At 46.1% G+C, this 19,995-nt stretch carries 18 protein-coding genes and 1 other RNA gene; 3 read left to right on the forward strand and 16 right to left on the reverse strand.

Annotated features, from left to right (window positions below):
* Positions 1-119: 119 nt before the first annotated feature.
* The 3 genes from FFM73_RS00065 to FFM73_RS00075 form a co-directional block, all read right to left on the reverse strand.
* Positions 120-1,814: an oleate hydratase gene (locus tag FFM73_RS00065; protein ID WP_137629767.1), complete on the reverse strand. Its 1,695-nt coding sequence runs from the start codon at positions 1,812-1,814 to the stop codon at positions 120-122.
* Between the two features lie 147 nt (positions 1,815-1,961).
* Positions 1,962-2,828: a DegV family protein gene (gene fakB, locus FFM73_RS00070; protein WP_137629768.1), complete on the reverse strand. Its 867-nt coding sequence runs from the start codon at positions 2,826-2,828 to the stop codon at positions 1,962-1,964.
* A 134-nt stretch (positions 2,829-2,962) separates the two neighbouring features.
* On the reverse strand, positions 2,963-3,403 hold the full coding sequence (locus FFM73_RS00075) for a MarR family winged helix-turn-helix transcriptional regulator (RefSeq protein WP_137629769.1): 441 nt from the start codon (positions 3,401-3,403) through the stop codon (positions 2,963-2,965).
* Between the two features lie 171 nt (positions 3,404-3,574).
* On the opposite strand from FFM73_RS00075, the gene FFM73_RS00080 reads away from it, so the two are divergent.
* The gene (locus FFM73_RS00080) at positions 3,575-5,290 is read left to right on the forward strand and encodes an NFACT RNA binding domain-containing protein (protein ID WP_137629770.1); all 1,716 of its coding nucleotides are present in this window, start codon (positions 3,575-3,577) and stop codon (positions 5,288-5,290) included.
* Positions 5,291-5,344: 54 nt separating this feature from the next.
* Here FFM73_RS00080 and FFM73_RS00085 read toward each other — a convergent pair whose 3' ends face one another.
* The 7 genes from FFM73_RS00085 to FFM73_RS00115 form a co-directional block, all read right to left on the reverse strand.
* Positions 5,345-7,849, reverse strand: a complete 2,505-nt coding sequence (locus tag FFM73_RS00085; RefSeq protein ID WP_137629771.1) for a carbamoyl phosphate synthase preATP-grasp domain-containing protein — start codon at positions 7,847-7,849, stop codon at positions 5,345-5,347.
* 4 nt (positions 7,850-7,853) lie between these two features.
* Entirely contained in the window at positions 7,854-8,924 is a 1,071-nt protein-coding gene (locus FFM73_RS00090; protein ID WP_137629772.1) for a carbamoyl phosphate synthase small subunit, read from the reverse strand.
* 30 nt (positions 8,925-8,954) lie between these two features.
* Positions 8,955-9,491 carry a bifunctional pyr operon transcriptional regulator/uracil phosphoribosyltransferase PyrR gene (gene pyrR, locus FFM73_RS00095; protein WP_137629773.1) on the reverse strand — a complete coding sequence of 179 codons (537 nt, stop codon included), beginning with the start codon at positions 9,489-9,491 and terminating at the stop codon, positions 8,955-8,957.
* 86 nt (positions 9,492-9,577) lie between these two features.
* Positions 9,578-10,495 (reverse strand): RluA family pseudouridine synthase, encoded by a 918-nt coding sequence (locus tag FFM73_RS00100; protein WP_137629774.1) that lies wholly within the window; start codon positions 10,493-10,495, stop codon positions 9,578-9,580.
* Positions 10,488-10,946, reverse strand: coding sequence for a signal peptidase II (gene lspA / locus FFM73_RS00105; protein ID WP_137629874.1), 459 nt, complete (start codon positions 10,944-10,946; stop codon positions 10,488-10,490). The genes FFM73_RS00100 and lspA overlap by 8 nt, the downstream gene beginning before the upstream one ends.
* 150 nt (positions 10,947-11,096) lie before the next feature.
* Positions 11,097-12,755: a formate--tetrahydrofolate ligase gene (locus tag FFM73_RS00110; RefSeq protein WP_137629775.1), complete on the reverse strand. Its 1,659-nt coding sequence runs from the start codon at positions 12,753-12,755 to the stop codon at positions 11,097-11,099.
* A gap of 16 nt (positions 12,756-12,771) precedes the next feature.
* Positions 12,772-13,185 carry an EbsA family protein gene (locus FFM73_RS00115; RefSeq protein WP_137629776.1) on the reverse strand — a complete coding sequence of 138 codons (414 nt, stop codon included), beginning with the start codon at positions 13,183-13,185 and terminating at the stop codon, positions 12,772-12,774.
* 25 nt (positions 13,186-13,210) lie between these two features.
* Here FFM73_RS00115 and FFM73_RS00120 point away from each other — a divergent pair, with 25 nt between their 5' ends.
* Positions 13,211-13,609, forward strand: a complete 399-nt coding sequence (locus tag FFM73_RS00120) for a ribonuclease HI family protein (protein ID WP_137629777.1) — start codon at positions 13,211-13,213, stop codon at positions 13,607-13,609.
* Here FFM73_RS00120 and FFM73_RS00125 read toward each other — a convergent pair.
* Positions 13,606-14,718, reverse strand: a complete 1,113-nt coding sequence (locus FFM73_RS00125) for an NAD(P)/FAD-dependent oxidoreductase (protein ID WP_137629778.1) — start codon at positions 14,716-14,718, stop codon at positions 13,606-13,608. The two genes, FFM73_RS00120 and FFM73_RS00125, sit on opposite strands and share 4 nt — an antisense overlap.
* A 168-nt stretch (positions 14,719-14,886) precedes the next feature.
* Positions 14,887-15,489: a nitroreductase family protein gene (locus FFM73_RS00130; RefSeq protein WP_137629779.1), complete on the reverse strand. Its 603-nt coding sequence runs from the start codon at positions 15,487-15,489 to the stop codon at positions 14,887-14,889.
* 166 nt (positions 15,490-15,655) lie between these two features.
* On the opposite strand from FFM73_RS00130, the gene FFM73_RS00135 reads away from it, so the two are divergent.
* A complete protein-coding gene (locus tag FFM73_RS00135) occupies positions 15,656-16,324 on the forward strand; it encodes a CPBP family intramembrane glutamic endopeptidase (protein ID WP_137629780.1) in 669 nt (222 codons plus the stop codon).
* Here the strand turns inward: FFM73_RS00135 and FFM73_RS00140 are convergent.
* The 4 genes from FFM73_RS00140 to rnpB all read right to left on the reverse strand — a co-directional run bounded on the left by FFM73_RS00140 (position 16,295) and on the right by rnpB (position 19,995).
* Positions 16,295-16,780, reverse strand: a complete 486-nt coding sequence (locus FFM73_RS00140) for an 8-oxo-dGTP diphosphatase (RefSeq protein WP_137629781.1) — start codon at positions 16,778-16,780, stop codon at positions 16,295-16,297. The genes FFM73_RS00135 and FFM73_RS00140 overlap by 30 nt on opposite strands.
* 45 nt (positions 16,781-16,825) lie before the next feature.
* On the reverse strand, positions 16,826-18,139 hold the full coding sequence (locus FFM73_RS00145; protein WP_137629782.1) for an ammonium transporter: 1,314 nt from the start codon (positions 18,137-18,139) through the stop codon (positions 16,826-16,828).
* A gap of 253 nt (positions 18,140-18,392) precedes the next feature.
* A complete protein-coding gene (locus tag FFM73_RS00150) occupies positions 18,393-19,529 on the reverse strand; it encodes a THUMP domain-containing class I SAM-dependent RNA methyltransferase (RefSeq protein WP_137629783.1) in 1,137 nt (378 codons plus the stop codon).
* An 86-nt stretch (positions 19,530-19,615) separates the two neighbouring features.
* Positions 19,616-19,995, reverse strand: an RNA gene (gene rnpB / locus FFM73_RS00155) — RNase P RNA component class B.

Genomic DNA, 19,995 nt, shown 5'->3' on the forward strand with positions numbered 1-19,995 from the left:
TAACTTATTTAAATTGACATCATATAGTCTAACATATACCATTTCAGTACCAAAAAAGACTAAGCTGTTTGCTTAGCCTTTTTGACGTCATTTCGTGGATATTAATTCAAATTCTTAATCTATGAAAATAGTTTCTTAGTGGCTTTAGCCAACGTCTTTAAGTCCTTATCATAACGTGGTGTACGAACCAGCTTGCTCATTGGAATCCCCGTAAAGTGATAGGCCGCAATTTCACCTGAACGAACGGCACTTTGTTCAGTAAAGACCATTTGATATGGCTGTTCGGCAAATTCACCGGTAAAGGCTAAATTAGTACTGTGGTCTGGGATGACTTTTGGCCGATCCGTTTTAGCCCGGTTATTGAAGAGCGCCGAAGCATATGGCATATAGACTGGAATGCAGTTGACAATGCTATCCATGATATCAGCTTTCTTGTCCATAATGTTACCTGGACCCGGATCAACTTTAGAGAGCTGACCAATCAATTCTTCAGCCATTTCTTTACCATTCATCTTGATGTACGGCTTGTCGACAAATTCACCGTGGCGTCTCGGATACAAGAAGTAGCCCCAGATAACGGATTCATTCGGCTTTTGCGTTGTAAAGTGTGGCTGATGGTGAACCACGATGGACATGTTAACGTCTTTTTGACCTAGGTCAGTAATCAGTGTGGTCGAGATAAAGGAGTTCAGCGCATTGCCGGGTAACTGGGTGGTGATCCGGGTAATTTCATTTAACAGTAAGTGATTCTTAGTAGTCAACGTGAAACTGCTCCACTCGCAGGCGTTCCGGTCAGCAAAGAACTTGTCAGGGTTACCAAGGTTGTAGAAGTGCTCCGTAGCTTTCTTCCACAGACCGGATGCGGCCCCGTAGTCCATGTTTTCGGTAACTGGCGTATCGTAGTCCCCCATGGTTGCTGAATCGGTAATAGAACCGTTGGTAAAGATCACCGCGGTCTGCTCATCAACATCCACCGTTTCTTCTTCACCCGTCTCCGTGTTGGTCATGACTAAACCAGTGACGGTAATTTCATCTTGCAGCGGCGTGTCTTTAAAGTGCCAGTCAGTAACTCGCCGGTTCAAAACGAAGGTACAGCCTTGATCTTTGAGATAGTTGATCAATGGCAGCATCATGGATTCGTATTGGTTATAACGGGTCCGGTTGACACCAACTAAGTGTTCAATTTGTGTAAATTCGTAGATCATTTGATGCATGTAGCGCCGGAGTTCTTGCGCTGAAGACTGAATCCGGAAGGCAAAGGTGGTTTCCCACATGTACCAGAAATTAGTCTGGAACATGTGCGGATCATCATTGAAGTAGTCCGCAATCGTCACGTTATCCAGCCGTTGTTCCTGGTCATCAGGCATCAAGATCAGTTTAGTCAACAGCGAACGGTCCTTATTATTTAGTCCCAATTTACTGCCGTTAACGATTCCCTTGCCACCTTGCAGCAAGCGGGCTTTATCAAACGTTTGGTGACGGGCGTCAAATTCATGGGTATCGGCTGCGGCCGTCATACCCGTTTCAGTACCGGACGGAATCCGCCCCAGCAGATCCATGAGATCAACGTACGTCCGGTAGTTAAGCATCCGACCGCCACGGGCTACATAGCCGGCCTGATTTTCGGTGGGATGATTTTTATTCCAGTAATCATCCTTGGCATACTTCACTTCATCACCGTCGTTTGAACCATGGTCATCAATTGAATAAAACGTGATCTGATCGCCAGACCAGTGAGCTTCTTGAATCAGATAAACGGCACTTGCCATGTTAGCCAAACCAGCACCGATCATTATCGCTTTAGTTTTAACCATGCAAAATCCTCCTTTATCTTTTATACCGAATCACCCTTATTATAAAACGCTTTCATGAAAATCAAAACCCCTAGAAAAGCTTCAATCAAAAAAAGACCCGCAATCGTTCGCGAAGTCCTTAAATATAGTCTTATTATGATAGCAAAATCAAGCTTTATCAGTGTCCATGAGCCAGGCTAAGGCCAAGGATTTTTCACCTAAATGAGTCCCAATAACTGGACCAAAGAAACTGCGTTCAATGGGAATCTCGGGAAACTTATTTTTGATCTGTTTCATCCAGTTATCGCCACCTTCAGGATCGTTACCATCGATAATGATCCCACGGAGCGGATAATCTGCTTGCGCTATGGCTTCCGCAAATAAATCCTCCACTCGCAGCAACGCTTTTTTACGGGAGCGCACCTTTTCAAAGGCCACGATCTCGTGACTTTGATCATCAAAAGTTAAAAGCGGCTTAATTTTTAGCAGACTGCCAACAAACCCGGAAGCGTTTGAAAGCCGGCCACCACGAACTAAGTTTTGCAGGTCATCCACCACAAAAATTTCATCAATTGTGGCTCGGACAGCGTCTAAACGAGTAATGATCTCGTCAACGTTCTTACCCGCACTTGCCATTTTAGAAGCTTCAATGGCCAAATAGCCCATTAGTTTAACCGTGATCTGTGAGTCGTAGACCACCACATGTGTATTGGTCAGATTTTCGTTTACCTGTCTGAGTGAATTCACAAAACCAGAAATCGTGCTGGCCAAGTGAATACTAATGATGGTGTCATAGCCCTCATCACCCAGCTGCTGGTACAGCTGAATCATTTCACCCAGCGGTGGCTGAGAGGTACTTGGAAATGATTTTGAGGATCGCAATTTTGCCCAAAATTCTGCGGTGCTAATATCGACACCTTCATTGTAGGAACGGCCGTCAATGATCACTGGGATCGGAACGACGTGGATCTGGTAGCGCTCAATGTCTTCTGTTGACAAATAGCTGGTACTATCAGTGACGACAGCTATTTTCATTGTAAACACCCGTTTCTTTTTTCAATTTGATTAACTTACTTTTTAAGTCTGAGTTTAATTGTAACTAATCCCGGAAGTGAAAGCAAGCACTCACCAAAACGTAACGCTTGTTTAAATTTTAAACGGTTTGGTGGTTATTTGGTGTCTTCTTCTAAAATGCTATCTGCCCGATCCAGACTGCGACTCAGCCGGTTCAACATGATCTTCATCATTTGCTGTTCGTCTTCCGGCCAATAATGAAAGACCGCATCGATCAACGCTTGATAGTCAGTATCAATGTTGGCCAGTGTCTCGTGCCCCGTTGTTGTTAAAGCATATTCCAACTGGCGGCGGTCTTTACCAACCGCAGTTTTGGAAACCAGTCCTTTGCTGGTCAAACTTTTTAACTGCCGGCTTAACGTTGACGTATCCAACTGTAATGCTTCAGCCATGGCATCTTGCGTGATAACTTGATTCTGAATTTGACGTAAAAGTCGCCATTCAGCAATGGTCACGTGATAATGTTTCGTAATTTTCGTCGTTTGCGTCTGCAATGATTTGGCGGCTAAGCTTAAATTATCTAGGATTCCTTCCAAGGCACGTCTCCTCCTTATAAGACTGATTTACTTGTATTATACATCTTTTTTATTAAAATGCGGCTGATTTGCGCTATTTTACGCTATAATATAGAACCAATCGGTTTACTAAGCTTATGAACACCGTTATACTAGTAGCCGTGCGAAAAAACGAACGAAGGAAGTGAGACCATGTCATTTGATGGTGCATTCACCCACGCGATGGTTGGCGAATTAGGTCAACAACTGGTTGGCGGTCGCGTTTCAAAAATCAACCAACCCTATAATAATGAAGTGATCTTAACCATTCGGGCTAACCGCAAGAGCTTGCCATTACTGTTATCGGCAAACCCAACTTTTGCCCGAATTCAAATTACCGATATCCCCTATGTTAATCCGACCACTCCGACTAACTTTACGATGATGATGCGGAAATACTTGAGTGGTGCAATTTTAACCGCAGTTTCTCAGGCTGCCAATGATCGGGTCGTGCACTTGGACTTTACCAGCCGCAACGAACTGGGCGACCAAGTGACATTACGCTTGATCATTGAAATCATGGCCCGCCACAGTAACGTGATCCTGATTGATTTGGCAACGGCCACGATTTTAGATACGATCAAACACGTTGGTTCCGACCAAAATCGTTACCGAACGCTGTTACCTGGTGGCCATTATATTAATCCGCCAGCTCAAGATCTCATTGATCCCTTTGAAACGGCTGCGAGTCATTCGGTTGAAACACTGGTCCGTGATTATCCCAATGAAGATGTGCTGGCCAAACAGCTGCGGCATACTTATCAGGGACTGGGTCAGGATACAGCATTGGGATTAGCCCGAGCCCTGCATCAGCCTGGTCATCTCGATACTAACTTTAACGGTTTTTTTGACCGGTTTGATCACCCAGAGCCGGTTCTGGTCACAACGGACAAGGGCAAGACTGGCTTTAACGCCTTCCCGTATGGCCAAGAACACGTGACGAGCAAGTCGTTTGACAGTTTAAGCGCCATGCTGGACTTTTACTATCAAGACCGCGCTGAGCGCGACCGGGTCCAGCAGCAAGGCAGTACCTTGATTCACGTGGTTCGCAATGAACTAAAGAAAAATAAAACTAAGCTCAAAAAACTGCAGTCAACGCTTAAATCAGCCGAAGATGCGGATGAGTACCGGGTCAAGGGTGAACTTTTGACCACCTATCTGAACAAGGTTTCCCGTGGGATGACAGAGATTTCGCTGCCTAACTTTTATAATGACGAGAAACCGCTAAAGATTGCCTTATCCAATCAAATCAGCCCCTCACAAAACGCTCAGAAGTATTTTAAACGCTACAATAAGTTAAAGGCTTCAGTAGCCTACGTCAACGACCAAATGGCCAAGACGAACGCCGAAATTGATTATCTGGATAACATTAGTTCACAAATTGAACTGGCGGCCCCTAAAGATTTGGCAGATATTAAAGCTGAATTACAACAAGGCGGTTATCTGCGTGATCATGAGCATAATCAGCGCAGTGGCAAGAAGAAGCGCCGGCAAGTTTCCAAACCAGAAGTTTTTGCCGCTAGCGATGGGACAAAGATCGAAGTTGGTAAAAATAATCTGCAAAACGAAAAATTGACGTTGCATAGTGCAGCTAAAACTGATATCTGGCTGCACGTTAAAAATATGCCAGGTTCACACGTAATTATTCATAACCCAGATCCGACTGACCAGACCCTTTTGGAAGCTGCGAACATTGCTGCTTACTATTCCAAGGCCCGGCAGTCTAGTTCGGTGCCAGTTGACTATGTGCAAGTTAAGAAGATTCGCAAACCCAATGGCGCTAAACCCGGTTACGTGATCTATGAAGGACAGAAAACCCTGTTCGTCACGCCGGATAGAGCGTTTGTGGCAAAACTAAGTACCAAGTAATAGAGATAATAAAAACCAGGCTTTCAGCCAATAACTGAAAGCCTGGTTTTTTAGTTATAGCGTTTCAAAACTAATTCGAGCACCCACTTCTTGTGTCGTGAGCCCCAACTGGTCAGGTAGCTGCAGCTGCTTAAACGGGAAGGTCCCGCGAACTTGCGAGCGCCGGTCCGAGCGAATATCCACTGCTAACTTCGCAATCAGATCCTCATCGATCTCACCCAAGGCTTGCCGAACTAACATGCGTACCCAGTTAATCCCCGTCACCTTATTTAAGTAGGCAATGGTCGTCAGCCGTGTCGGCCGCACCCCTGCAAACTGAGGTGCCTGCTGACCATTAGTTGTATATAGCATCTGGACCATGCCAGTCCGTTTGTGGGCACCAAGATAGTCCTTAGCATGGGCGATGATCGCCGTTAACTGCTGATCCGTTAAAGTGGCCGGCGTGCGCATTAACGTGATCTGGTCCAGCGTTGTTGCAATACCCCGATCCGAACGCAGATCACTGGCTAAGATCGGTACAATGTGGCCCTCAGTGACGAATAAATCAAGGCCGATATTGGCGTGGTCATTAAGCAGCTCACTACGTTTCTCTTGATCCGGTGGCAAAATAGAAATCACGTAATTGCGGTGACGCAACTCCCGTGTTAGATAGTGCCGGTTACCGGGAACAAAGATTTTAACGGGGTGTTCAATAGCAATGACGTTCATAATGTCCCCTAATTGCACGGGGTCAATGATCTGCTTGTCAGACAACGTTGCAGTTAACGAGCCGGCATTCGGATTGGTATTCATGATCACCGTTTGATAACCTGATTTGCGCAGCTGCTTAAGCATTTCGGTTGTAAAATAATCCGCTGAAGCGTTCGGTCCCAGTTGATTGCCGCCACGGCCTAAGACCAGCACGGTTTTCGCCGAGATCTGCTGGCTTTCATTTTCCAGTTCAAAGGTACTGTAATACGCTGTTGGTGAATTGAGCAGCTCGCCGGCGGACGGTTCGATACCTTTATAAGTTGGCGAGATATGATTATCTTGGCCGAGTTTACGAACAGTGTCGATATCGGTATGCCAGATTCGCGCAATCATCCCGTCACCAAAACCGTAATAGCGGCCTTCATGTAGCGCATCGACGCCCATTGGATGGGCTTTGATATGGTCTTCAATCTCTAAAATATGTCTTAATTTAACAAAGTAAAACGGATCAATTTTAGTTAATTCAGTCAGTTCATCGATCTGATATCCCCGTCGCAGTGCTTCAATCAACACGAGAATACGGCTGGACAACGGATGAATCAGCTGTGAGATCAGCTGTGAATCCGTTAGATCGTTCATTGATGGCAATTCATCTTGCGGACTGAACTGCGATGAACGTAGGGCCTTTAAAATGGCCTCTTCAGTACTGCGACCCACCCCAATAGTCGAACCCACGGACTTCATGACCGTGCTTAAATGCTGGTCAGCATTTTTGACATCTTCAAACGGCCATAGTGGGATTCGGACGACCACGTGATCTAAGCTAGGTTCTAATAACGCCGTCTGTTTAAAATGATAGATCTCTGGCAGATGCACATCTGTCAGTTTTTGATTTAAGTATAGATTAGCGGCTACGTAGGCAATCGGATAGCCGGTAGCACAAGCAACCAGTGACGTTCCCCGATCATTATAGGGAGTGACTTTAGTCACGTAGTAGCTGTTCTCAGAGCTGCCTAACGCAAAATGGGTGTGGACCACGCCGGTAAATTGAAACTGATTGTTAATGGCAAAGGCGGTGTCGCGCAGCGTTTCGTATTCTTCATTGCTTAAGGTCAATGTGGGGGTGACCACCATTGAGTCGCCCGAGTGAATCCCGATTGGGTCAATGTTTTCCAAACCGGCAATGAGCACTTGGGTACCCATGGCATCACGCATGGAGACTAGTTCAATTTCTTTATAGCCCACGATACTTTGCTCGATCACACACTGCTTGAAGCGCGACCAGGAAAAGCCCCGGGAAATCGCGCTGATCATGTCCTGTTCGTTTTCACATAGCATCCGGTTGGTATCGATGCGCGGTGCAATCGGTTTGACAATCACCGGATAGCCAATTTTAGTGGCCACGTTAATGGCTTCATCTAAAGTTCCAACCGTTTCCGAAGCGATTACAGGAACGCCGACATGGCGCATCACGTCATTGAGCCGATCCGGATTATTAATATCCATCAAAGCATCGGCCGGAATGCCCAGCGTTTTCACATCGTTGTCAGCCAATACGCCATTTTCCTGCAGTTCTTGAACCACACTGATTGCCGTTACGCCACCCACTGAGGCTAAAATTGCGTCGGGCTGTTCCCGTTCAATGATGCGCTGAACGTTATTCGCCGTGACCGCCTGGATGAATATATTGGTTGGCTGAACGTCCTCCAGCGCGACTGAAAACGGGTTATTATCAATTAAGAGTGAGCGGATGCCCTGTTTTTTAAAGGCCTGAATGACTTGAACGCAAGCCGCGTCTAATTCAGTTTCATGACCAATTTCAGTTGGTCCACCACCGATTATAAGTACTTTTTGAATTTCATTATCCATCTGATCACTCCCGTGTCCCCATGATTTCAACAAATTCGTCAAAGAGGTCCACCGAGTCGTCAGGACCGGGTGCACCATCGGGGAAAAATTGGACCGAAAACGCTGGATAATCGCGGTGCCGCAATCCTTGAATCGACCCATCGATTAAATCTAAGTAAGTCGTAATTAACCGATCACGGTCCACCGAATCTGGATCCACAACGTATTCTTCACTTTCCATTGCATAAATAATTTCATTAGTGATGATTTTTCGAATCGGGTGATTAGCGCCGTGGTGAGACAATTTCAATTTAGTGATTTCAGATCCATTGGCTAACGCAAACAACTCGTGGCCTAAACCAATCGCAAATAACGGAATACGCTCCTCAATCGTCCGGATCATGTCCAAGACACTTTCTGGCAGATCAAGTGGCGAGCCCGGACCTGTGGATAACAAGACCCCATCCGGATCCAAATTGATAATGTCTTGTGCGCTGGCGTCCCACGGTAAAACGGTCACGTTGCAATCCCGTTTAGATAACTGCCGTAAGATCCCATGTTTAAGACCAAAATCGATTACGACCACGTTATAGCCCTGATTCGGGTTGGGGTATGGCCGTGGTGTCGCCACTTGCGCCACTTGCTGGTTCGTTAACACCGTGGCGTGCAGCTGATCGAAGGCGTGGTCGTCGGCGACATCCACAATACTGCCTTTAATCGTCCCAGTCTGTTTGATCTGGCGGATGAGATGCCGAGTATCAATACCACTAATTCCCGGAATATTATGCTGTTTTAAAAATTGATCAAGGGACAGTGAGCGCTGCCGATTTTTCGAAATGTCGGTGATATCGCGGACCACCATGCCTTTAGCGGTTGGCAGAATTGATTCATAGCTGTCATGTGCAATACCGATACTGCCGATAATCGGCTGTGAAAAAACAATAATCTGGTTGTGGTAGATCTGGTTCGTCACGATTTCTTGATAGCCCAGCATACTGGTGTTAAAAACAATCTCGCCAGTGGTCGTTGCACCAGCACCAAAACTGTGACCTGGGTAGATTGAACCGTCTTCCAATATTAAAAAACGTTGTGCCATTTATCTCTCATTCCAATCCTGATTACTGGACTATCTTTCGATGATCTCGACGCTGTCTTGACCATCGATCTCACTAACGGAAACTTTGATGCGTTCCTGCTGAGAACTGGGAATGTTCTTGCCCACAAAATCGGCGCGAATCGGCAGTTCTCGGTGACCGCGATCAACCAAAACCGCCAAGTTGATCTGCTTAGGCCGGCCGAGATCCATGATGGCACTCATCGCAGCCCGAATCGTGCGGCCCGTGTACAAAACGTCATCTACTAAGATCACTTTCTTATCGGTAACGGGAAAATCAATTTTGGACACAGTGACTGTGGGATCAACATCTTGAGCGTCGTGTTCAATATCATCACGGTATTGGGTAACGTCTAATTCACCCACTGGAACGGTAGCGTTTTCTAATTGTTTTAACCGGCTGGCGATGCGCTGTGCCAGATAGACACCACGGGTTTTAATGCCAAGGATCACCAAACCATCGATACCCTTATTGTGTTCAATAATTTCGTAAGTAATGCGTGTCAGTGCCCGTTGCATTGCCATTGCGTCTACAACTACTTTTGCCATGAGTGGCCTCCTATTTTTTAATCCTAAATGTTTAAAAACTGCTATAACTTTACAATATGCTGGAATGACTGGACTTGCAAGCCAGACTATTTTAATCCCGGTGTCTGTTCTCTAAGCCGATTGACCACCCGCTTAAAATCATCAGGCAGCGGTGCTTCAAAGACCAGTTGTTTACCCGTAACGGGATGCTTAAAGCCCAACTTTTTTGCGTGCAAGAACTGACCGGAACCGGCAATGGTTTTACGTGGTCCGTAGAGTGGATCGCCAGCGAGCGGATGACCGATGGATTTCATGTGAACCCGAATCTGATGGGTTCGGCCGGTTTCCAGCCAGCATGAGATCAGCGTATAGTTCAAATAGCGCTCTAAGACCCGGTAGTGGGTAACGGCGTGGCGACCATCGGCTACGATTGCTTGCTTTTTGCGATCTTTTGGCGAGCGGCCAAGCGGTGCATCAACCGTTCCGCTATCTTGTTTGATCACCCCATGGACCAGCGCAATATATTCCCGGAGATTAGTCTTATTTTTGAGCTGTTGGGCTAATGACCGGTGCGCGTTATCGTTTTTAGCAACCATCAAGAGACCCGAAGTATCCTTATCGATGCGGTGCACGATGCCGGGTCGATACGTTCCGTTAATGGTGGACAGCGGTGAATGATACAGCAGTGCGTTGACCAGCGTATGATCGGGGTGCCCGGGTGACGGATGGACTACCATGCCCGATGGTTTGTTAACGACAATGACGTCATCGTCTTCATAAACGATATCGAGGGGAATGTTTTCCGGTTCCAAGTCCAGTGGCACGGGATCTGGAATCGTGACTTCGATCTGATCGCCAGGTTGTACTTGATATTTAGGCTTTTCAACCTGACCATTGACCAGGACCCGTTTTTCGTCAATGGCTTGTTTGAGCTGCGAGCGGCTTTCATCGGGCATCATGCTGCTCAGAACTTTATCTAACCGGCCCGTTTGATCCGTAATGGTTAACTGTTCTTTTCTAGCCATGGTTGGCCTCCGCTTTATCCTCGAAAAATAACACGATCATGATCCAAATGACGCCAATAGTGAGACACGTATCGGCAAAGTTAAAGATCGGGAAGTTAATGAAGTCCAGCTGAAACATATCCACGACAAACCCGTTAACCAGCCGATCATAAAAATTACCGAGGGTTCCCGCAATCATGAATGCCAGGCCGATCTCATACTGCCAGTTGTGACGGTAACGGACTAAAAACCAGATCATCACGGCTAAAGCTACCACCGAGATCACTAGAAATAACCATTGCTGACCTGCTAGCATACTCCAAGCTGCCCCGTTATTTCGCAGATACGTTAACGACAGGACGCCGGGGAGCACGGTATGGGTACCGCCCAAGGCAATACTCGCCACAACCAGGTGTTTGATCCATTGATCAATGAAAAATAATAAAATAATAAATACGGTACTTAGCCCAATTAACAAGTTGGCAGCTCCCTTTATTCTGTAATGTGTGAATCACCTGCTCAGTTTAAATGACAGGTAGTGTTCAGATAGCTTTATTATATCAAAAAAGCGGCTGATAAACTTAATTGTCATCAATCCGCTTTGTTTGATTTAAGTTTTAATTTAAAACAGGCCGGTAATCTTGCCGTCAGCATCAATGTCCATATCTAAGGCGGCCGGATGTTTTGGTAATCCTGGCATGGTCAGCACGTTACCGGTCATGGCAACGATAAAACCAGCACCTAGTTTTGGCACAAATTCGCGAACGTGGATGGTAAAGTCAGTTGGTGCCCCAAGGGACTTCGCGTTATCCGATAATGAGTATTGCGTTTTGGCCATGCAGACTGGTAATTTATCCCAGCCATATTTAGCAAAGCGCCGCAGTTGCCGCTTAGCCTTAGATTCCAAAACCACGTCCTTGCCGCCATAAATCTTTTGGACGATGGTCGTCATTTTGGTGACGAGGTCATCATCTGACTGGTAAAGTGGCTTGAAAGTACTAGTTTGATGAGTTGCGTTGACCACGGCATCGGCTAAGTCCAATGCACCGTCACCGCCATTGGCCCAAACGGTGGTGTCAAAGGCTGGTACCTGCAGGTCGTTTTTAATATAAGCTAATAATTGCTTGATCTCAGCATCAGTATCTGAGTTGAAGCGGTTAACTGCGACGACTACTGGTACGCCGTAACGCTGCATACTTTCCACGTGACGTTTCAAGTTAGCCGAACCAGTTGCTAAAGCATCTAGATTCTCAGTTTCCAAATTCTTTTTGTTGACCCCGCCATTGTACTTCAAAGCGCGGACAGTAGCGACGATCACGACAGCATCTGGCGTTTTACCTAAAACCGGTGTCTTAATGTCCATGAACTTTTCGCCACCCAGATCAGCACCGAAGCCCGCTTCAGTGACTACGTAATCAGCTAATTTCAAAGCGGTTTGAGTTGCCAAAACGGAGTTGCAGCCGTGGGCAATGTTAGCGAAAGGACCACCGTGAATGATGGCTGGGGTGTGCTCCAAGGTTTGAACCAGATTAGGCTTGATCGCGTCCTTTAACAGCAACGTGATGGCCCCGCCGACCTTTAGATCAGCCACTGTTACGGGCTTTTTATCGTACGTATAGCCAATTACAATGCGATTGATACGGGCCTTTAAGTCAGCGAGGTTTTTGCTAAGGCAAAGGATCGCCATTAATTCGCTGGCAACCGTGATATCAAAACCGTCTTGACGCGGTACACCGGATGTCCGGCCACCTAGGCCGATCACCGTTTGCCGCAGTTCCCGGTCGTTAATGTCTAGAACCCGCTTCCAGATGACCTGGCGTGGATCGATGTTAAGTTCATTACCCTGCTGAATATGATTATCGATCAGCGCTGCCAGCGTATCATGGGCTTCAGTAAGCGCATGCATATCACCGGTAAAGTGAAGGTTGATGTCTTCCATTGGCACGACTTGGGCGTAACCACCACCGGTAGCACCACCTTTCATGCCCATCACTGGGCCTAAAGAAGGTTCCCGCAGTGCGATGGCAACTTTCTTACCCTGACGTTTAAGCGCATCACCTAAACCAACGGTCACCGTTGACTTACCTTCTCCAGCCGGTGTGGGGTTGATCGAAGTCACTAAAATTAATTTAGAATGCTTAATGTCCCCTTTAACGGGTAACTTAATTTTAGCTTTGACCGCACCATAGGGTTCAATCTGGTCAGCAGATAGGCCGAGACCAGCAGCAATCTTGGTAATTGGGTCTTCTTTTGCAGCTTGTGAAATTTCAATATCGTTCAAGTTAACAACCTCCAATTTATTTAACAATTCCCTTTTGGGTCTCACTAATGATATTACTCAGTTCGATGGTAGAATTCAATGGCATTAAAAATTGATAAATTTTGCCACCATAAATAAAGCCTAGGCGATACTTTGAAACGGTCACTTCTTGAACGTCTTTTAATTTAATGTTGACCCAGTTATGATTAATGACGCGACTGACCCGAATGCTGCCATGATCGAGGTAAATGTGGCGAAAATGGATCTGCGCCCAAGTCAGTATGAGAAAGACTGCGCCTAACGCATAAGCCACCCACTGTAATTTAGCGGACAACTCTAACCCTAAGATCAGGGATAAAAAGAGGACACAAAACGTCCAGGACCAGAGGATGATGCTACTTAACGGCGCTGGCTGATATAAAAATTTACGTTTTTGATTTATGATAAGAATACCTCATTTCGAAAGGTTTGATCGCATGTATACGTTATACACAGATGCAGCAACCAATGTTGATACGCAGCGCAGTGCAGCCGGAATCTTGATCATCCACGCTGGCAACCAGCAGCAGCTGCATGCACAGTTACCCAATGGTGATAATCACCACGCGGAATTTTACGCGGCACTGGCTGGTTTTAATGCCTTATTAGAGACTTTAAACGGCACGGCAAAAAACGTCACCGTTCAATATTTTACCGATTCTAAGATTGTGGCCGAAAGCGTTGAAAAGCGCTACGCTAAGCACTATCAAGAACTAGTGGATCAATTATTAGCTAAACAGACCCAGTTCGGTCTGGTCATTACCCAATGGCTGCCAGAAAAGCAGAATCAAGGTGCCCATAATTTAGCTCAGCAAGCCTTACATGAAACGAATTAACTCAGGTAATCCGACAAAGGCTTTTCGTAGTTAGACCAGTCGGGAGTGCCACCATAGATCAAGGTACCGGCTAATAACCGACCAATCAACGGCCCAGTGGTCAACCCAGAAGCGCCTAATCCACTAGCTACTAATAGCTGCGGATGTGATTTTAATCGACCGAAGAATGGTGAAAAATCAGTGGAATAAGCCCGCGTCCCCACTTTGACCTTGGTCACGTTGTCGGCAGTTAAGTAATCCGCAAACTGTTTGGCGCTATTTAGCAGATCCTGAGTTGCTTCAGGAGTAGCTGTTAGATTAAAGCCGGCTTCATCATCATGGGTAGCCCCCACGATCAGCTTGCCGTAGCCCAACGGAATAAAGTCCCGTTCACCTTCTGGCATGAGTGCTGGCATGTTTTCCTGCGTACTATAGTCAGGGACTGACAGTTCGATCAACTGTCCCTTTTGCGGTCGAACAGCGGCTTTAATCCCCAGTGGTTTCAGTAGATCATTCAGCCACGGACCAGCGGCGATGATCACGTGATCAAAGTGCTGCTTTCCCGTTGGAAATTGCAGATTACCGTCCCCATCGAGGTTCACCCGTTCGTGTTTGACCGTTAAATTCACCCGTTGTGCCTGTGCTAACAGCTCAGTAACTAAGGCTCCACCATCGATTCTGGCACCACCGCTGACGAAGATTCCCGGTTGCGGGTTGGTCAGTAACGGCATCCGCTGTTGAACCTCTTTAGCGCTCAGCAGTTCAACGTCACCCATATCGGGGGCATCAGCTTGCCGTTCCTGCGCTAATACGTACAGGTCATGCAGGTCTTTTTCATTGGTTCTGGTAATAATGGTCCCTGTTTGATGGTAGATATCGGTAGCCAGATTGGCCTGCCGAGCTAATGTCATTAAAGTGGTTGCCCCATCCTTGGCCAGCTGATACCACCGTTGATTTCGACGCTTAGATAGCCACGGTGAAATGATACCGGCCGCAGCTTTGGTTGCTTGACCCGCACCATCATCATATAACGTCACACTAATTTGGCTGCCTCCAGGTAAACTGCTGAGATAATAGGCAGCACTTGCTCCAACGATGCCGCCACCAATAATTGCAACTTTTTCGTTCATGATATTGACCACACTCCTGACATCAATTTTGTTCTCATAGCGTAATTCTAGCATACTATTGCTTTCAACAGTAAACTAGAAATTTCTGCAAATTTATGAAAATCGATAGCTAAAAAGTCCGTCATGATCATCATGACGGACTTTTGGCGTTAGTTGTTAATGTTTAGCTTATTTAAGAACCTTAAACCGATCGTCATCAGCCATAAATTCTTTATCACCGGCTGGAGATTCAATGGAGCCAAAGTCCATTTCAGCTCGTAACTTCCAGCTAGCTGGAATGTTGAAGGCAGCTCTGACTTCATCATCGATCAGTGGATTGTAATGTTGCAGATTAGCGCCCAAACCGTTTTCAGCTAACGCGGTCCAAACCGCAAACTGGGCGTTACCTTGGCCCTGTTCTGACCAATCATAGAAGTTATCAGCGTAAAGCGCAAAGTCACTTTCAAAACGGTGCACGATGTCCATATCAGTAAAGTACATCACGGTACCATAAGCGGCTTTAAAACCATTGATCTTCTGTAACGTTTTTTGGTAAGCCTCTTCGGTTGGTACTTCAGACTTTAAGCGTTTAGCAACAATGTCCCATAATTTTTCGTGGCTGTCACCAAACAGGATCACGGCACGAGTCGTCTGGTTGTTAAATGAAGTCGGTGCCCACTTGATGGTATCTTTGATCAACGTTGCTAATTCATCTTGGCTAGCAGTCACGTTGCGACCTAAAGCGTAGATTGAGCGGCGGTTCTTGGCTAGATTTAATAATTGTTCTTTCATTTGATTAACTCCTCCATTTATGTAAGCTAGTTGTTTTTGTTTACAAGCAATAGTATAACAGCTTACTTTTTGTAAGTAAAGCATAATCTTAACTAAAAACTGGTTTGTTCTCTCACAGTCGGCATGCTAAACTGAGACCATTGATTAATATGGAGGGCGTGACAATATGTTGCATCAACGAGCTGGCCGTCAGTTGCTTATCCAGTACGGCTACTTTTTAGTTTTATGGTTTGTAGTTCAAATCTTTGTGAATGTACCGATTCTTAATTTAACCCGTGGCTGGACCCAGGAACTGCTAACGGATGCGGTTAAAACGCTGATTTGGCTTGGTATTGGGCTATTTATGATCCACCACACAAAAAAGGACCAGTTCGTTATCGAACGGCCCTTTCAGTTGAATCTAAAATTTAAACCACTCTACATCACGCTTTTAGCAATCGTGGTTTATATGTTAGCAACGGCGCTCATTCAACGCCACAGTATTGGTATCGTGGCCACGTTTAAACCCACGATGCTGCTGCAGGACTTTTTGGTTGTGGGAATTTGTGAAGAAACGCTTTTTCGGGGGTATCTGCTGAATCGCCTACGAAAATTAGTCCCTTCAGAACAAACTGCCTTGATCATTCAAGCCATTTTATTTGCCCTGATTCATTTGCCGCGGTACCTGACCACCTATCCAGCGCTTTCGCTGCTCACGATCGTCGGTCAGTTAGTCACCGTTGCCTTACTTGGCTACCTGTTTGGCTGGCTGTTTCTCAGGAGTCGCTCACTGTGGCCAGGCATCATCGTGCACTCCGTTTGGGATCTATTGATCGTTCTTTTGATTGGCAGTTAAGTGTAATTGCCCATTCATGACTGAAGACACCGCTGAAACGGTGTCTTTTTTTGTAAAAATGGCAAGCATTTCCATAAAGCTTTCAGCCGTATTCGTGGCGTTCAAGGCCGTTAGCGGCAACCAGAAGATACGGCCTTCATCGCCCTGTTTAATGGTACCTGAAAAGTGACTAGTGCGATACAAGAACCCAATCTTTCGGTAACCGGCCTGCTGGTCGAACCATTCGACACAGCCACAGGCTTCAAGCTGGCTAATGTGCAGACCAGTTTCTTCAAAGACTTCGCGAATAACGGCATCGGCCACGGGTTCATTAGGTTCAACGTGGCCACCAGGAAACGTGTGACCAAACTTCCATTTGATATCCGTTTTATCTTCAACTAATACCTGCTTAGTTGCCGTATCGTAAACCATGCACATATTTACTAATTCAACGCGCTGCGTGCGATCCAGTCCCATGTGACCACCTCATTTAATTTAGTAGTTTCATTATAAGATAGTCGTTCATTTACGTAAATGGGCTGTTTGACCCTTAAATTCAGTCGCGTAGAGTTTCATATCAGTTTGAGCTTTAGCCATGTCTGAGCTGAGCCCAATGGTGTAGTCAGCTTCTTCGCCATGTTCACCAATATCTAGACCTAACGCTTCTTCGTCACGGTCGACCCGCATTGGCATAACGAGTTGAAGCACTTTGATGAGGACAATACACATGATTGCTACAAAGCCAATGGTCAGGGCCGTGGCAGCCAGCTGAATTAAAAATAGATGAGCCCCACCGCCATAGAACAAACCGTTTCCGGTCAAACTGCTGTTCACGGATTTAGTGGCAAACAAACCAGTCGCAATACTACCGATAATGCCACTGACCCCGTGACAGCCAAAGGCATCTAACGCATCGTCCACGCCAATGCGATCCTTGAGCACGTTCACAAAGAAGTAACTGCTGCAAGTGGCGATCAGCGCGATCCAAAAGGCCCCGGCAATGGTCACATAACCAGCTCCCGGTGTGATGCCGACCAACCCACACAGTGTCCCGGTACAGACACCGACCAAGGTTGGTTTGCCCTTAGTGAAGATGTCCAGAAACATCCAGGCCACCATGGCCGTAGCCGTGGCTACCGTGGTGGTTAAGGTTGCTTGGACCGCCACATTGTTAACGCCCAGTGCGGAACCCGCGTTAAAGCCGTACCAGCCGATCCACAAAATCGTGGTGCCCAGTAAGACCCATGGCAAATTGTAATGGGTGTGGGGAATATCGCCGAACTTGATGCGTTTACCCAGAAAGGCTGATAACACAAATGCTGTGACGCCGGCATTAATATGAACCACGGTCCCACCAGCAAAATCAACAGTCCCCAGCTTAGCTAGAAGTCCAGTTGGGCTCCAAACCATGTGCACCATTGGGTAGTAAATAAAGATGGACCAAACCACTAAAAAGGTCAGTAGAAATTTAAAACGAATCCGCCCGACCACAGCACCCACGAACAAGGCTGGCGTAATAATGGCAAACATCATTTGAAATAACGAATAAAGGCTAGTCGGAATATGAGTGCTGGTTAACGTATTCAGATTTAAGTGACTCATGAACGGATGCGCAAAACTACCGAAAACACCGCCATGATCACCCACAAATGACAAAGAATAGCCAATTAAGACCCACAACATAATAGCAACACCGGTCATCACAAAGACTGATAGCATTGTATTGACAACGTTTCGCTTTGACACCAGACCACCGTAGAAAAAGGCCAATCCAGGTGTCATGAACAAGACTAGGATACTAGCTAGAACCATGAACGAGACGTTAACAAGACTCATAGAATCACTTCTCTCTTTTATTATGTTATGAATAGTAACATGCTTTCAAACGCTATTCCAGCGGTATTTTACCGATGTCAACTCAAAAAAATAAATAGTTTACCAGTAAACGGTGTCGGCTAGACATGAGGATAGCATTAAATTTTTTTGAAGTTTTCCATAGTGATGTGAGCTTTTAACACGCTGAAAGGTCATAAGTAGCAAAAAAGCAGCAACCGACATGTTTCGGTTGCTGCTTTAGCGTTTGATACAGTTAGTTTTTACGGTGACTAGCCCAGAATTGGAAGTAATCCGTTCTTAGCGCACCGTTATAAAGCTTCCGGCGCTTAGTGGCTTTTTGACCGTAAAAGGTTTCAAATTCAAGGTCGGCTGTCAAAATATACTTCGACCAAGTCGTTAACGGTTTGAAGACGTGGCCCATTTGTTCGTATAACTTCCGGACACTCTTCTGATCGCCCATTCGTTTCCCATATGGTGGGTTCACGATGATCACACCGTCTTCTTTGTCGGTCTTAAAGTCTTTGACCGCTACTTGTTTAAAGGTGATATCGTGCAGTACGCCAGCGCCATTCGCATTGAGCTTAGCGATATCGATCATTGACCCGTCAATATCGCAACCGGTAATGTCGACTACGTCATCGTTTTGTTGCTCTTTAGCTTCTTCTTTAAGCTCATTGGAAGCCTTTAGATTATCAGGATGCCAGTTCTCACATGAAAAATGACGGTTGATTCCTGGCGCAATGTTGCGTGCCATAAGAGCTGCTTCAATGGGCAACGTCCCAGAACCGCACATTGGGTCAACAAATGGCATATCAGTATGCCAGTTTGTCAGCATGATCAAGGCAGCCGCAAAGTTTTCCTTTAACGGTGCTTCACCTTTTTCCTGACGATAGCCCCGTTTAAACAAACTGTCACCGGTGGTATCAAGGGTTAAGGTCGCTTCGTCCTTATTTAGTGCAATCTCTAGTGAGAATAATGCACCCGTTTCTGGGAACCGGCTCTTACGGTGATAGGCACCAGCCATTTGGTTAACGATTGCTTTTTTAGTGACCGCTTGAATATCGGGAACACTAAACAGTTTTGAATTTTTAGACCGGCCGTTCACCGGAAATTTAGCATCCATTGGGAGTAATTGATCCCAATCCATGGCCGTCACCGTGTCAAAAATATCATCAAAAGTCGTTGCCTTAAAGGTTTTCAAAATAATTTTGATACGGTCTGCCGAACGCAGCCAAATATTGGCCCGTAAAATATCGGTCATATCGCCTTCAAAATAGATCCGGCCATTATCAACACGAACTTTGTATCCTAAATCCCGTAATTCTTGACCCGCTAACGCTTCAAGTCCACTGGCGGTTGCTGCATACAGTTGAAATTGTTGTTTTGCCATGATTTGCCTCTTTCTTTTATGGTGAGTGGCCGTTTAAGTGCAAAAAAAAGGTGAGAGTCGCCTCTCACCAATCCTGAACTGTAAATCTCTATAAGCCATGTTCCGTACTTTACTAGATGTCAGGGACAGTCTAATAAAGCGGTAATCATCTATCTCGAGAGTTAAAAACTCTCCCCCCACATTTAGTTCATTTCCAGATGTGAAGCTCCCCTACCATAGTTTGGGTTGCCCGCTCGAGGGGTTTACCAACGTTCCACCGTACCAGTTTTCCAATACGTCATCGTCGCTGTGGCACTTTTCAGGGATATTAACGCATAGCCGAGGCCTTAGCGCGTTTTCCCGCCGTAACTTCTTACGAAGTCCCCCGGCTTATTTTTTCACCGAGCACGAACACTACAAGCATCTCAGCTTGTGCGAGCATGGACTTTCCTCAGCCGACATAAGCCGGCCGCGATTACCCGAGATT

This window comes from Secundilactobacillus hailunensis (genome assembly GCF_005405185.1).
Taxonomy (GTDB): Bacteria; Bacillota; Bacilli; order Lactobacillales; family Lactobacillaceae; genus Secundilactobacillus; species Secundilactobacillus hailunensis.

Bases quoted from the DNA above. Each gene is read 5' to 3' on its own strand.
- FFM73_RS00065 (WP_137629767.1), bottom strand. From the start codon at position 1,814: ATGGTTAAAACTAAAGCGATAATGATCGGTGCTGGTTTGGCTAACATG.
- fakB (WP_137629768.1), bottom strand. From the start codon at position 2,828: ATGAAAATAGCTGTCGTCACTGATAGTACCAGCTATTTGTCAACAGAA.
- FFM73_RS00080 (WP_137629770.1), top strand. From the start codon at position 3,575: ATGTCATTTGATGGTGCATTCACCCACGCGATGGTTGGCGAATTAGGT.
- FFM73_RS00085 (WP_137629771.1), bottom strand. From the start codon at position 7,849: ATGGATAATGAAATTCAAAAAGTACTTATAATCGGTGGTGGACCAACT.
- FFM73_RS00090 (WP_137629772.1), bottom strand. From the start codon at position 8,924: ATGGCACAACGTTTTTTAATATTGGAAGACGGTTCAATCTACCCAGGT.
- pyrR (WP_137629773.1), bottom strand. From the start codon at position 9,491: ATGGCAAAAGTAGTTGTAGACGCAATGGCAATGCAACGGGCACTGACA.
- FFM73_RS00100 (WP_137629774.1), bottom strand. From the start codon at position 10,495: ATGGCTAGAAAAGAACAGTTAACCATTACGGATCAAACGGGCCGGTTA.
- FFM73_RS00120 (WP_137629777.1), top strand. From the start codon at position 13,211: ATGTATACGTTATACACAGATGCAGCAACCAATGTTGATACGCAGCGC.
- FFM73_RS00125 (WP_137629778.1), bottom strand. From the start codon at position 14,718: ATGAACGAAAAAGTTGCAATTATTGGTGGCGGCATCGTTGGAGCAAGT.
- FFM73_RS00130 (WP_137629779.1), bottom strand. From the start codon at position 15,489: ATGAAAGAACAATTATTAAATCTAGCCAAGAACCGCCGCTCAATCTAC.
- FFM73_RS00135 (WP_137629780.1), top strand. From the start codon at position 15,656: ATGTTGCATCAACGAGCTGGCCGTCAGTTGCTTATCCAGTACGGCTAC.
- FFM73_RS00140 (WP_137629781.1), bottom strand. From the start codon at position 16,780: ATGGGACTGGATCGCACGCAGCGCGTTGAATTAGTAAATATGTGCATG.
- FFM73_RS00145 (WP_137629782.1), bottom strand. From the start codon at position 18,139: ATGAGTCTTGTTAACGTCTCGTTCATGGTTCTAGCTAGTATCCTAGTC.
- FFM73_RS00150 (WP_137629783.1), bottom strand. From the start codon at position 19,529: ATGGCAAAACAACAATTTCAACTGTATGCAGCAACCGCCAGTGGACTT.